Annotated in this window: 10 protein-coding genes; 2 read left to right on the forward strand and 8 right to left on the reverse strand. The window is 40.1% G+C overall.

Translation table 11 applies throughout. From position 1 onward, the window contains the following. The 8 genes from EGT34_RS03150 to EGT34_RS03185 form a co-directional block, all read right to left on the reverse strand. A complete protein-coding gene (locus EGT34_RS03150) occupies nt 1–255 on the reverse strand; it encodes a MoaD/ThiS family protein (RefSeq protein ID WP_001187658.1) in 255 nt (84 codons plus the stop codon). Beyond that, the gene (gene moaA / locus EGT34_RS03155; RefSeq protein WP_087737198.1) at nt 256–1,296 is read right to left on the reverse strand and encodes a GTP 3',8-cyclase MoaA; all 1,041 of its coding nucleotides are present in this window, start codon (nt 1,294–1,296) and stop codon (nt 256–258) included. Between the two features lie 227 nt (nt 1,297–1,523). Next, nucleotides 1,524–3,797, reverse strand: coding sequence for a molybdopterin-dependent oxidoreductase (locus EGT34_RS03160; protein WP_000968544.1), 2,274 nt, complete (start codon nt 3,795–3,797; stop codon nt 1,524–1,526). Nucleotides 3,798–3,947: 150 nt separating this feature from the next. Next, nucleotides 3,948–4,577, reverse strand: a complete 630-nt coding sequence (gene mobA / locus EGT34_RS03165; protein ID WP_001032654.1) for a molybdenum cofactor guanylyltransferase — start codon at nt 4,575–4,577, stop codon at nt 3,948–3,950. Continuing rightward, the gene (locus EGT34_RS03170; protein ID WP_001084805.1) at nt 4,574–7,354 is read right to left on the reverse strand and encodes a molybdopterin-dependent oxidoreductase; all 2,781 of its coding nucleotides are present in this window, start codon (nt 7,352–7,354) and stop codon (nt 4,574–4,576) included. Before EGT34_RS03170 ends, mobA begins: the two co-directional genes overlap by 4 nt. Nucleotides 7,355–7,372: 18 nt before the next feature. Then, nucleotides 7,373–8,995: a nitrite reductase small subunit NirD gene (gene nirD, locus EGT34_RS03175; protein WP_001028504.1), complete on the reverse strand. Its 1,623-nt coding sequence runs from the start codon at nt 8,993–8,995 to the stop codon at nt 7,373–7,375. 12 nt (nt 8,996–9,007) lie between these two features. Further along, nucleotides 9,008–11,554, reverse strand: coding sequence for a nitrite reductase large subunit NirB (gene nirB / locus EGT34_RS03180; RefSeq protein ID WP_000780174.1), 2,547 nt, complete (start codon nt 11,552–11,554; stop codon nt 9,008–9,010). An 11-nt stretch (nt 11,555–11,565) separates the two neighbouring features. Continuing rightward, nucleotides 11,566–11,907, reverse strand: a complete 342-nt coding sequence (locus tag EGT34_RS03185) for a hypothetical protein (protein ID WP_000114559.1) — start codon at nt 11,905–11,907, stop codon at nt 11,566–11,568. A gap of 384 nt (nt 11,908–12,291) precedes the next feature. Here EGT34_RS03185 and EGT34_RS03190 point away from each other — a divergent pair, with 384 nt between their 5' ends. Further along, the gene (locus EGT34_RS03190) at nt 12,292–12,882 is read left to right on the forward strand and encodes an ANTAR domain-containing response regulator (RefSeq protein ID WP_001125253.1); all 591 of its coding nucleotides are present in this window, start codon (nt 12,292–12,294) and stop codon (nt 12,880–12,882) included. Beyond that, the gene (locus EGT34_RS03195) at nt 12,883–13,893 is read left to right on the forward strand and encodes an ABC transporter substrate-binding protein (protein ID WP_000039923.1); all 1,011 of its coding nucleotides are present in this window, start codon (nt 12,883–12,885) and stop codon (nt 13,891–13,893) included. It abuts the gene before it with no gap. Nucleotides 13,894–14,197: the final 304 nt, after the last annotated feature.

The following is a 14,197-nucleotide window of genomic DNA, read 5'->3' on the forward strand; positions in this document are numbered from 1 at the left end:
TCATCCTCCGGCAACGGGTGATAATAAAACCAAAGTGCATGGCTCACTTAAGACAGTTTGTCTGGTTATAACATTATCACCAATCGCACATGCACATTTTTCCATGGCTTTTGTAGATTCCGGATGCAATAAAACAATTTCATCTAATACATCTTTAACCAGACTATGGCTAGGACAAACTAGCAAAAGATTTTCAGGAAGCAATTTTTCAATTGCACCAAATGCTTCGACTTTAATTTGGATAGATTGTTGCATTTATCCCCCAAGCATATGCATGCTGATTTTACGGGTTTGTTGATGTTGTAAGGCATGGAAACCTTTGGCTTTATGCCAGATATAAGGATGAACCAGATTCTTTAATTTTTGGATATACACACCATATTCTGGAGTATGTTGTTTGCTTACCAGCGTTTGAAGCTGAGGCTTAATATTTAAGCCTTGCGGCGCAAATAAACAGTTATATAGTTCGCCTTTTGCGGTAAGCCGTATACGGTCACATTGGTGGCAAAATGAATGCGTAATTGTGGAAATAATTCCTAAATGATAGCTACCGTTAATTAGATATTGACGCGCTGGCTCATGTTGCTGCTCGATGACTTGTACCGAATAATACGGTTGCAATACCTGTAAAATTTCAGCCTCACTTACCACATCTTTATTTGACCAAAGTGCATCACCATCAAGCGGCATAAACTCGATAAAACGCAAAGGAATATGATGAGCAATTGACCATTTCACCATAGGTAAAATTTGATCATCATTTCTATCTTTCATTAACACGCAGTTAATTTTAAAAGGTAATCCTACTTCTTTTGCAGCTTGTATCCCCTCTAAAACAGGCTCCAATTTTTTCTTGGTCAACTCTTTAAACTGAACAGGATCTAAGCTATCTAAACTAATGTTTAAATCATCTAATCCAGCATCTTTTAGCTGCTTGGCATGTTTAGCAAGGTAATGACCATTGGTAGTCATCGATATACGTTTTAAACCTAAACTTTTTAAAGACTGTAGATCTCGAATGAAATGAACAATACCTTGACGCATTAATGGTTCACCACCCGTAATGCGAATACTTTCGATACCTTGCTGCACCATAAAATGACAAAATTGGAAGAGCGCTTCAAAACTAAGCAAATCTTGTTTATTTAACCATTCTGGATGCTCAGGCATGCAATATACACACTTAAAATTACAGCGATCAGTTACAGAAATTCGTAACTTACGCTTGATGCGTCCATATTGATCTTGCAGAAGGCTTGGCGCAGTTTCAGAGTGATATTGTTTCATCATTTGCACTCATATCGAGAACAGTTCAAATATTGCGAGCACCGATTATGAACAATCAAATACAAAAAATTGCGCCTAAATAGTGCTTTGTTTTTTATGCAAAATTTGTTCCAGCTCTACTTATCTTCCATAATATTTAACTTTTTATAGGTTTTTAACCGTACCTTCTCAAGAACAATTTAAAAAATAAATCTCGAGATAGCGCGGTAAAATCTATGTTTTACTTGATTCTATTTCTAACACTTTTCTAAACGGATGGGTACATATTTATGGTACGGCGTTTTCGACAATGGATCACAATGTTCAGCAGAAATAAGTAAGTTTAATTGTGGCCCAATTGGTTCACCATTTTGAAATCGCATACCATAGCCATGTGGAAGTGATACAACACCTCTTCTCATCCCATCATCCAACTCAATAGCTACCTGAATTTCTCCATGCGCTGAGATACATTTAAGCTGCCCTCCTGCATCTACATTTAAGTGTCTTGCATCTTCAGGATGAATACGCAGTGCACCTTCTGCATCTACTTTTCGCCAAGCAGGGTCACGGTAAATCTGGTTGGCATTGTAACTACGGCGTTCACCTGACAAAAGGATGAAAGGAAACTCTTCAACATTAACGTTATGGCTTTTCAATCTTGCGAGTTCACTTAACATCTCGGGAATTGCAAGACGTATTTTTTTATCTTTATAAGCTACCAATTTCCAGACTTCGTCATATTTATGTTGCGATAAAACCATACCTGAACGTTGCTTTAATATCTGCTCAAATAGTTTGACCCCTTGTGTTAACGGATTACCTTTATAACCTGCACGGCGTACTGCTTTGGTATGTAAAACAGCATATTGAATAGATAGCGGCAATAAAAAAGCAACTGAATCTGCAGAATTGCCAAGTCGTTTGCCAAGAGTTCGATAAATGATAGAGGCAGCAAAAGGGATATATTTTTTATGGCGTGCCAAGGTAAGTCCTAGCGCCGACAAGTAGGGTAAATAGGCTGTTTTTCTCGAGTCGACCGTAGCTATTTTTTCTAGAATTGGAAAATTCTTCGGAATAGCATTCATAGCTTCCAGTAATCGAGTATAAATTTCGGCTTCCGGTAAAGTGTTTGCTTGAGCAGCCAATACGGGATGACGCAGGTGAAAACCATTCTTAGGAAATTCCAAGTTAAAACCGGTAAACTCCCATTTTTCAAACTGAGTATGAGCAGGCAAAATATAGTCGGCGAGTCTCGCGGTTTCTGTCATGGCAACATCAACCACAACCAATAAATCTAATGCTTTAAAGGCTTCCTCAAAAGCTGGTGTATCAGGGTAAGTTAATAGTGGATTACAACTATCTACAAACACAGCACGAATTCGCTTTTCCCCTGCTTTTAGGATTTCATCGGGTAAAATATTAGGCGGGAAAAACCCAGAAATCGGGAACATTTTATGGTAAACGCTACGTCGATATTTTGGTTTTCTTTCATCCGTATCGGTCAAAATTGGAATAAACATGGTATGCAAATTATTGGTACCCTGTTTTCCAAAGTTCCCTGTCAGCAAGTATAAAAGCTTTTCTAAATAACCATTTAATGTTGTATTCAAAGTATGTTGAATACCTAAATCGATACGTACACAGCCTCTTTTTACATTTGAAAAATCTCGAACAACCTGATAAATCAAATCGACAGGTACATCAGCTTTAGCAATATAGTCTTCAATCGGGACATGATTAAATGCAGCTTTTACTTCTTCAAACCCATGTGTATGCTGCTCAATAAACGCTGCATCATAAAGCTTTTCTTTAATAATGATTGCAATCATGGCCGACATTAAAAAAGCATCTGTTCCCGGTTTTAGCTGCACGTGAATGTCTGCTTGTTTTGCCGTTTCAGTAACACGCGGGTCGAACACCACCATGGTTCGGTTCGGATCTTTCTTAATATGTTTTAGCGTGTCTCGTGCGTTGGGAATACCATGTGCCTGAAACGGGTTCGTTCCAATAAAAAGTACGTAATCTGCATGTTCAACATCTTCTGTAGTATGGCAAGCCTGACTACCGAATAAACGTCCATTGAGCCAGAAATCACCTGTTTTTTCTTGGGCAAGTGAGTTATATGCATAATAACTTTTCATAGCCAATAAAAGTTGTCGGCCATAAGCTGCACCGAGGTGGTTACCCTGTCCACCGCCCCCAACCGAAGCAAAAGCAGTGCCGCCAAATTTATCTCTAATCTGAACCAATTGATCGGCAATTTCTCGTATCGCCACATCCCAACCAATTTCTTTAAATGAACCATCTGGTTGGCGTTTTAAAGGTGCGGTCAAACGGTCTGCGTGTTGCTGGTAATGCTGTAATCTGGCAGCTTTTTGACAAATGTAACCTTGAGAAAATGGGTGTTCAGGATTGCCTTTAATTTTGACAAACTGGTTATCTTTAATTTCTACGCTCAAACCGCAGTTTCTTGAACATAAAATACATGCGGTCACATCTGTTTTACTTTGCTGAGCTGCATCCATCATTTTTCTGGCTCCGTTTATTTTTATACATCTGGCTAGAACGAAAATAACAAGTTCCAAAATAGAACTTAAATTCTAAACAGTCAATAACTCAAAATTTAAAAAATGATTTCAGATTATCAATGTAAATTTTAAATCGATATGATTGAAGTTCTAATTTGTCGAAAAAATCTCTTTAAATGCTTTAATTTGTTTGTATTGTTGAAGTTCATCTAAAGAATTAATGCTATGGAAAAATAAGTTCTGCTTTTGAAAAATGGCTACTTGTGCGTGTAAAAGTTTAAAGCAATTTTTTAAACTCAATTGTTGCTTATCAATTTGCTGCTCTAAAACCTCTAGACTTTCACGTTTTAACAAACAAAATGGGTATAAAGCATCTCCATTAATTGAAACGTAAGCTGCCTGAGCCTGTTTATTTTTGCGAAGTGCACTGTGTAATTTCGCAACGACTTGCGTAGGTATGTAGGTCACATCACAAGGAATAAACAAAACATAATCTGCTCGTACATGAGACCATGCACTTTTCATCCCCATAAGTGGACCGAAAAAACCGGAAGCATCATCTTGAAAACATTTAATATCGGGCACAATACTTTGATAGATTGAATAGTCTCGATGACTATTCACCCAAATTTCAGATACCGAAGATTTTAGCTTTTGATGAATCTTAAGAAGTTGCGTATCGCCATCGAATTGCTGCAACAGCTTATTTAAACCATTCATACGGCGGGCTTGTCCACCCGCCAGAATGACCAGATCAGTTATGGGATATCCCTTATTCACACTTCTACCTCTTGCTGGCAAGCTTTAATTAAGCCACGGATTTCAGGTAAACATGATCCACAATTGCCACCAGCTTTTAAACAAGCAGTGACCTGTTTTTCATGGGTAATGTTTTGTGTTTTTATTGCTTCGATAATTTTATTCTTACCTACTTTAAAACAACTACACACCAAAGGCCCATCATTATTGGTAGCCGACATTGGCATACCTGCTAGTAAAGCTTTACGGTGCAAGGCGCTCAAACGTTCTCGTTTAAACAGACTTGCTACCCAGTCACGGTCTGGTAATAAATCTGGCGGTGCAATATATAGACTTGCAATTACAATGCCATCTTTCAAAATAATACTATGGCTCAGTTGTGAAGAAATATCTTCTATGCTTAACCATTCAAAGGTTTCATCGGCAAATGGCAAAAAGCTTTTCAGATTCTTTTGAGTATCATGAAAAGTTTTGCGGTCTGCAAGTTCATAGCGATTGGTTTTCACCATTTTGACTTTAGTCCACCATGCACAGTGATGTAGCGATTCTTGAATATGCGAATCGTATCCTTCACGAATATAGAGCACGCCTTGCCAAGTGGTATAGAACGGCTGAATAGTTACAGGCGTATGTTTGAACTCGGGCTCACCTGAAATTGCATCAACTTCCGGATTCACGACTTTACCAATACGGGCGTCGGATGCGACCTGTTCAGTCCAGTGAATCGGTGCAAAAATTTGCCCACGACGGACACCTGATGAGAATGTCACGCGTAGTACACAACTGCCCCATTTCGAACGAACTTCTACCAAGCCTTGATCACGTACACCAAACTTTAATGCATCACTTGGATGAATCTCACAGAATGGTTCAGCACGATGACTGGTTAAATTTGGCGACAAACCAGTACGGGTCATGGTATGCCATTGATCACGAATACGTCCCGTATTCAAAATAAGCGGATAATCTTCTGAAATTGCATGTATCGGATTAATTGCAACAGTCGGAATCAATTTTGCCTTGGTGTTTTTGTGACTAAACTGGCCCTTGCCAAACAGTTGTTGAACGGCTTTAGCGTCTTGTTTTTTATCCCATACTGGCCATTGCACTGGTTGAAGAGCATCGTACTCAGCAGTACTTAGGCTCATTAAACCTTTTAAGTTGAAATAACGAAACGTATCAGATCGCTCACGTGCTTCAATGTCCGCATTATCTTGTGCTGACAAAGCCGCATGTTCATTAAAAATATCAACAGCACTATTAAAGTCAAAACCTTTAAAGCCTAATTTTTTCGCAACTTGACTCACTGACCACCAATCCGCCTTTGCTTCACCCGGCGCAGGTAAAAAAGCACGTTGACGTGAAATACGACGCTCAGAGTTAGTAACAGTTCCATCTTTTTCACCCCAACCTAAAGCTGGAAGCAAAATATCGGCGTAAGCTGTAGTATCGGTATCGGCACAGATATCTGACACAACGACCAACTCACATTTCTCTAAAGCACGTTTCACCTGATCGGCATCTGGTAAACTTACCACCGGATTGGTTGCCATAATCCAGATGGCTTTAATTTTCCCAGCTTCAACAGCACGGAACAAATCAACAGCTTTTAAGCCAGCTTGAGTTGCAATAAATGGGCTGTCCCAAAAGGTTTGCACTACTTTTTGGTGCAAGGGATTATCTAAATCCATATGGGCAGCCAACATATTAGCTAAGCCACCCACTTCTCGGCCCCCCATAGCATTGGGCTGGCCTGTCATTGAAAATGGTGCAGCGCCGAGCTTACCAATTTTGCCTGTTAGTAAATGGCAATTAATAATACTGTTGGCTTTATTAACGCCCTGACTTGATTGATTCACACCCATTGAAAATAGCGTGATTACCTTTTCAGTCTGCGCAAATTTCTCAAAGAACTGCTGTAATTTGTCTAAAGAAATACCAATGCGTTTGGCAACATAGGCAATATCCGTTTCTTGCTGACTACTTGCCAAAACCTCTTGCAAACCTTCAGTATAGGCATCCACAAAAGCCTGATCGGCATGACCATTTTGATATAGATATTGGAATAGTCCGTTAAACAATGCGACATCTTGGCCCGGTAAAATCGGTAAATGTAAATCCGCTTGCTCACAAGTACTGGTAAAACGTGGGTCAATCACCACAACAAACATATCTGGATTGTGGCTTTTAGCCTGCATAATCCGCTGATACAGCACAGGATGGCACCATGCGGTATTGGAACCAACCAAAACCACCATATCTGCATGTTCAAAATCTTCATAACTTGCAGGCACAATATCTTCACCGAAACTACGTTTGTGACCTGCCACTGCAGATGACATGCAAAGGCGTGAGTTGGTATCGATATTTGCAGTGCCCAAATAGCCTTTTACAAACTTGTTCACCACATAATAGTCTTCAGTCAAAAGCTGACCTGAAACATAAAATGCAATGCTGTCACGACCATATTGATCGATACAAGACTGGAATTTATCGGCAATTTTATTGATTGCTGCATCCCATGTGGTTACAGTCCGAAGTGGCTTACGACCAAACATCGGTTGAAGTAGACGTGTTTCTAACCCCAAAGTATCCGCAAGTCGGCTACCTTTAATGCATAAGCGCCCAAAGTTGGAAGGATGCTCAGCATCCCCCTCAACTTGCACCACAGGTCCTTGAGGTTTTTGTTGAACGTTTACACTAACACCACAACCTACACCGCAATATGGACATGTTGTTTTAGTTGTTTTTGCAACATGGTCGGAGCTATCGATTTCAACGCTTGGAATACTATTCATAACTGCTCCTTTCCCTATTTAGCCTGCATTTTTTAATGCAAAATCTCGACCAAATAGCAGCTTATTTCTAAATGAAGAAACAGGAGTTTGATCTGCAATTAACTCTGCATACCACATGCCATCTTCAGTATCACCGAACAGTACTGCACCGATTACCCGATCGTTTTGAATGATAATGCGTTTATAAATCTGGCGTTTTTCATCGTTCAGGATAATGTCTTCATAATCATCTTTCGGTTCAAAATTGCCCGCCGAGAATACATCGACACCACTGACTTTTAACTGAGTCGGTACGGTCGGTGCTTTAAAAGTTAAGCTGCCGTGCTCTGCTAAATGGGTCGCGCAAATAAAAGCTTGCCCCCATAGTGGCTCAACTAAACCAAAGGTCTGTCCACGATGTTCGATACACTCACCCACCGCATAAATACTTGGGTCAAATGTTTGCATGGTGTCATTCACCAACACCCCTCGATTGCAACGTAGACCAGCACTTTGCGCCAAAGCAATATTCGGACGGATACCTACAGCAAACACCACAAGGTCAGCATCTAACACTGTGCCATCTTTCAAACGGATTTGTTTGACATGACCATTTTCATCACCGATTAACGCTTCGGTATTGGCTTCGGTAATGATTTGAATGCCTTTTTGCTCAATACTATGACGAAGTAATTGACTCGCACGCCCATCAAGTTGGCGTTCCATAATACGGTCCATTAAATGCAATACCGTGACGTTCATACCACGTTGCTTTAAACCATAGGCAGCTTCTAAACCCAGCAAACCGCCGCCAATCACGACTGCATTAGTTTTTGAACCACAGTATTCAATCATGGTGTTAACATCATAAATATCGCGGAAAGTTAACACCCCTTTTAGGTCAACACCTTGAACTGGTGGAATAAATGGTGCCGAGCCTGTTGCCAGAATCAAACGGTCATAATCAACTGTCTGGCCTTTTTCGGTGTAAACCACTTTACGCGGACGATCAATTTTTACGGCTTTATCACCAGCAATAAATTTAATGCCTTTATCGTCGTACCACTTCGGTGGATGCAACATAATGTCTTCAATGGTTTTCTCACCCGATAAAACCGGAGACAACATAATACGGTTATAGTTACCCCATGGTTCTTCACCAATCACCGTAACTTCATAACGGTCTGGGGCCATATCAAGCAAATCTTCCAGACAACGCATCCCTGCCAAACCATTCCCGATCAGCACCAGTCTAAGTTTGTCTTGTGATACACCTGTATTGGTAATATAAGTTTTTTGCGGCACCGCATTGACCCAAACACGACCATCAACAATTTTGCTCGGATAAACCGCCAATTTTTGGTCTTTATCTTCTAAACAACGGCCCGTAGCTAAACTGAAATGTTGTTTATAAATTGGTGATGCAACGACGCGTTCGCCTTGTAAATCACCAATAATCCCGCGGCTCATCACATTCGCTTGGCTAAACGGATCTTTATTGCTCAGTACATAAACACGTTTTTCATGCCCCACACGGAAGATTGCAACCGTTTGACCGCCCACTAGCGCTCCTGCACCCGTGTTTGGGGTTAAATCATCGAGGGCACAAACGTCAATCCATTGATCATCAGGAAGCATATTTTTGTCTTGTACAATATTCATATAAGTTCTCCTTTATGCTTCAACCATTGGAATGCGGTTTTCTGAACGTTCAGCTTCAGTTAATGGGCGGATTTGACCACGTTCAGTTGTAAATTGAATGTGCGGATCAGCTTGTTCATTCGCTCCTGCATTGATATAGGTCTGGAAGCGTTTACGAACTTCTGGGTTTTCGACAGCTGTACGCCACTCGTCTTGATATGTACCAATAATGTGTTCCATACGGCGCTCAAGCTCGGCAGCTAAACCAAGAGAATCATCAACGATCACAGATTTAAGGTAGTCTAGACCGCCTTCCATGTTGTCACGCCATACACTGGTACGTTGTAAACGGTCTGCCGTTTGAATGTAGAACATAAAGAAACGGTCGATATAACGAATGAGTGTTTCTTTATCGAGGTCAGATGCGAGTAATTCTGCATGACGTGGTTTCATACCACCGTTACCACATACATAAAGGTTCCAACCCTTTTCAGTGGCAATCACGCCTACATCTTTACCTTGCGCTTCCGCACACTCACGTGTACAGCCAGACACTGCCATTTTCAATTTATGCGGTGAACGCAAACCTTTGTAGCGGTTTTCAAGTTCAATCGCTAAACCAACCGAGTTATCTACCCCGTAACGGCACCAAGTGCTACCCACACAAGATTTCACTGTACGTAACGACTTACCATAGGCATGACCAGACTCGAAGCCCGCAGCATTTAACTCTTCCCAAATAAATGGAAGTTCATGAACTTGCGCACCAAACATATCAACACGTTGACCACCAGTAATTTTGGTGTACAAGTTATATTTCTTCGCAATTTGACCAATCGCAATTAAGCCATCCGGAGTGACTTCCCCGCCTGCCATACGCGGTACAATTGAGTAAGAGCCATCTTTTTGAATGTTACCTAGGTAGTAGTCGTTACTGTCTTGCAGGCCTGCATGACTTGGCTTAAGTACGAAATCATTCCAGCAAGAGGCCAAAATATTTGCTGCCGCCGGTTTACAAATATCACAACCTAAACCATGACCATGTTGATGAATCAAATCATCAAATGTCTTGATTTCATTGACACGAACCAAGTGATACAACTCTTGACGCGAGTACGGGAAGTGTTCGCAAATGTGATTATTAACAGTCACACCTTGACGTTGTAACTCTGACTTCAATACTTGAGTCACTAATGGTGCACAACCACCACATGCTGTTGCTGCTTTGGTGCATTTCTTTAATGCACCTAAAGAGGTCGAACCATCACTAATTGCTTGGCAGATGTCTGCTTTTGATACGTTGTTACATGAACAAATAGTCGCGCTGTCTGGCAGCAAATCGACTCCGCTGCCACCAGATTTTGCTGCTGATTGCTCAAAACCCGGCATGATTAAACTTTCAGGCACTTCCGGTAAAGCCAGACCATTCAACATCATTTGTAAAAGGTCGTTGTATTCTTTGGCATCACCCACTAAAACCGCGCCAAGCAATTTGGTTTTGTCGGCATTTACAACAATCTTTTTATAAACCAGTGCATGTTCATCTGCATAGAAATAGCTTAATGCACCTGGGGTCATGGCATGTGCATCACCAACAGAAGCAACATCAACGCCCATCAACTTCAACTTGGTGCTCATGTCTGCGCCAGCGAAGCAATGACACTCTTCATCTAAAATGTGTTTTGCTGCAATACGCGCCATGTCATAGCCCGGTGCAACCAAGCCATAAATTTTATTTTGCCAAAGCGCACATTCACCAATGGCATAAATGTTTTGATCTGATGTTTGGCAATAATCATTAATTACAATACCGCCACGCTCACCAATCGCAAGTCCGCTATTACGCGCTAATTCATCCCGTGGGCGGATCCCCGCAGAGAATAAGATCACATCAGTTTCGAGTTCACTACCGTCGGCAAACTTCATCACATGAGTGGTATTTACCCCAGTCTCAATAGACTGAGTCGCTTTTTGTGTATGGACTTTTACACCTAAATCTTCAATTTTACGGCGTAAAACCTTGCCCCCTAAGTCATCAATTTGAACTGCCATCAAACGTGGTGCAAACTCAACAACGTGTGTTTCTAAATCTAAATCACGTAATGCTTTGGCTGCCTCAAGTCCAAGTAAACCACCGCCAATTACTACGCCTGTTTTAGCCTTTAAACTTGCTGCACGAATGGCATCTAGATCTTCAATGGTACGGTAAACAAAACAGTTCTCGCGGTCATTACCCGGAATTGGCGGAACAAATGCATATGAACCAGTCGCCAGCACCAACTTGTCATAGCTAATCACATCACCATGATTGGTTGTTACGGTTTGTGCAGCTGTATCAATCGCCACTGCTTTAGTATTTAAACGCAGGTCAATGCCATACGCATCGGCAAAATCAAAGCGTGCTAAAGATAAATCTTTTGCCGATTTCCCTGAGAAGTATTCAGTCAAATGCACGCGGTCATATGCGATACGAGGTTCTTCTGCAAGAATCGTGATTTCCAGTTCATCATCTGCTTTTTCTAAAATGGCTTCGATGAATTTGTGGCCCACCATACCATGACCAATCATTACCAATTTCATAGTGTTTCTCCTCAAATCACGTTGCTTTTAAGCTGCGTTCTTGCGTTCTCAAATAGACATTGTTGTTTTGCCTTGTGCTCTACCGAGAAACGTATCAACATCACAAAGCGTATAGCTGCTTGGAACCCATTTTTTCCACTCGTTGACGACACCCAATGCATAGCAAAGTCATAAAAACAAATAAAAAAAGCGAGCCCCCTCATACGGAAGGCTCGCATCGCTGAAACTGAAAAATTAGTTAATTCAGATGTAACTTTTTTATGCAATAAAAATAAAGACATAACCTTCACTCCGACTGAACGTAAATTTTCTGTGTGTACAGTTGCACTCACAAATTCGATCAGAACGGACATCGTTGGCCGTCTTTAAAACTTATGGTCGTCTTCGACCTGTAATTAACTAAGCATTTTGCATGCCAACTCTTTTTAAAATTAATATTAATAATTTTTTAATTTTATTTTCAAATACTTAATACAAAACCCATTTTTATCCAAAAAGAATATTTAATTTTCCCTGCACTATTGCTGCTCGTCTATATGGTTTAAACAAAAATAAGTCTTGCCACAAAATGAATCGCTTTTTTGCACCAATATTGATCAAAACAATGCATTAGCATAGTAAAGGACCACTCATGCCTGATTTTTTGTTTAATTTTGGATGGCACTAATCTTGCTTAAAAATTGATAACAAAAAACGCGTCGAATTGGCGCATTTTCTTAGCCTGATTTTCTGAACTTATGCCAAAACTCAAAATAGCTCTTATCGATGATGATCATGCGCGGGCCGACTATATAAAAAATAGTCTGCTTGAAAATGACTTTGAAGTGGTTGCCTGCCTTACTTTGGACCACTTAAATATTTTTCGTCTTGAAGATTTACAAGCCGATGTCATCTTGCTCGATATGGATCATCCCCATCGTGACATTATTGAAAGTTGTGTGAGTAGCTATGACCTACCAACTGTTCTATTCACTAAAAATTCAGATAAAGACACCATCAAACAAGCTATAGATGCAGGCGTAACGGCTTATATTGTAGATGGCATAGACCCCGCTCGCTTACATACCATTTTAGAGATTTCAATTGAGCAATATAAAAAACATAAAAAGCTCGAAGGTGACTTAAAAGAAGCTCAAACCAAACTGGCAGATCGTAAAGATGTTGAAAAGGCCAAAGTGCTACTCATGCAACTGCATGGCTTACCTGAAGACACAGCTTTTCAATTACTCAGAAAAAATGCCATGAGTCACCGTATAACGATTGGAGAAATGGCACGGCGTTTACTTGACGCTCAAAAATTACTAAATGATCAACTAAAGGATGAATAAATGAGCAAATTAGAAAAGACTCAATTGCAACTCGGCTATATTCCTTTACTTGATTGCATCGCTTTACTTTGGGCAAAGCAGCAAGGTTTCTTCGAAGAAGTCGATTTAGATGTTACCTTAGTCAAAGAAGCATCATGGGCAAGTCTACGCGACCGTTTAGCTTTTGGCTTATTAGATGCTGCACATTGTTTATCTGCGATGCTCCCTGCAGCAGCAATGGGTGCAGACCAAATTGGTATTGCACTGCAAACCCCGCTCGTTTTAAGTAAAAACCGTGCTTTTATCAGCTTAAGCCAAAAATTAATTCATCAACTGGCTATTCAAGAAAATGATAATGCACAAACTACCGCCCAAAAAGTTACTCAATACATTGAGCAAGATCATACTCTTTCTTTAGCCCATGTATTTAAACATTCAATCCATCATTATTGTTTAAGAGAATGGCTTGCTTTGGCAGACTCTAGAATAGCTCAAACGCTCAAACTCAAAGCACTTCCGCCACCGTATATGGTCGAAGCTTTAGATAACCATGTGATTGATGGTTTTTGTGTGGGAGAGCCTTGGAATACTCAAGGTGAACTTTTAGGCTTAAGTAAAATCGTCTGCTCAAGTCAAGACATTATTCCCAATGTGGCAGATAAAGTTCTCGCAGTAACTCAAGAATGGGCTGAACAACATCCTCAAACCTTAGTTGCCCTTACAACGGCAATTATGAAAGCTCAAAAAGAATTGAGTAATTTAAAAGATTTTGCACCTGTCTTAAAGTTATTGGTCGAGTTTGGGATTGTCCGATTTCACTGTTCTGAAGAAGTACATGTCGATAAATATTATATGATTCAAAATATTGTAAAGCACTTGGTTAAAGAAAATGCGGCTCCCCAACCTGAAGATTTCCATTGGTTATTTCAGCAAATGCAAAAATGGGAAAAACTTCAATTAGCCCCTGCTCAAATCATAGAACTGAGTGCACAATGCATTAATCTCGATTGCTACAATCAAGCCAAACTCTAAAAATACTTAAGCACATTATAAAAAAAGCTGTCTTTATTAAAAAAGACAGCTTGAAAGACCCATAAGACAAATGCGTTATACGCATTACTACATTTAAAAGACTCAACTCATCCATTAAATATAGCTCTTATGTTTCCAATCATAACCAGTTAAAACTTATCATTTTCAGACATTTCCATATCAATAACTGACATTTCATAGATTTTATCTCCTACCTATAATTTCGACGAACAACTGAAACTCCCCTAGATATCAGTCCGTAATTTTGTTAACTTGATTATGTTACAAATTCAAAATGTAGATT

It is taken from the genome of Acinetobacter sp. FDAARGOS_558 (assembly GCF_003937785.1).
In the GTDB taxonomy this organism is placed as follows: Bacteria; Pseudomonadota; Gammaproteobacteria; order Pseudomonadales; family Moraxellaceae; genus Acinetobacter; species Acinetobacter baumannii.

Bases quoted from the DNA above. Each gene is read 5' to 3' on its own strand.
- EGT34_RS03150 (WP_001187658.1), bottom strand. From the start codon at position 255: ATGCAACAATCTATCCAAATTAAAGTCGAAGCATTTGGTGCAATTGAA.
- EGT34_RS03160 (WP_000968544.1), bottom strand. From the start codon at position 3,797: ATGATGGATGCAGCTCAGCAAAGTAAAACAGATGTGACCGCATGTATT.
- EGT34_RS03170 (WP_001084805.1), bottom strand. From the start codon at position 7,354: ATGAATAGTATTCCAAGCGTTGAAATCGATAGCTCCGACCATGTTGCA.
- nirD (WP_001028504.1), bottom strand. From the start codon at position 8,995: ATGAATATTGTACAAGACAAAAATATGCTTCCTGATGATCAATGGATT.
- nirB (WP_000780174.1), bottom strand. From the start codon at position 11,554: ATGAAATTGGTAATGATTGGTCATGGTATGGTGGGCCACAAATTCATC.
- EGT34_RS03185 (WP_000114559.1), bottom strand. From the start codon at position 11,907: ATGTCCGTTCTGATCGAATTTGTGAGTGCAACTGTACACACAGAAAAT.
- EGT34_RS03190 (WP_001125253.1), top strand. From the start codon at position 12,292: ATGCCAAAACTCAAAATAGCTCTTATCGATGATGATCATGCGCGGGCC.
- EGT34_RS03195 (WP_000039923.1), top strand. From the start codon at position 12,883: ATGAGCAAATTAGAAAAGACTCAATTGCAACTCGGCTATATTCCTTTA.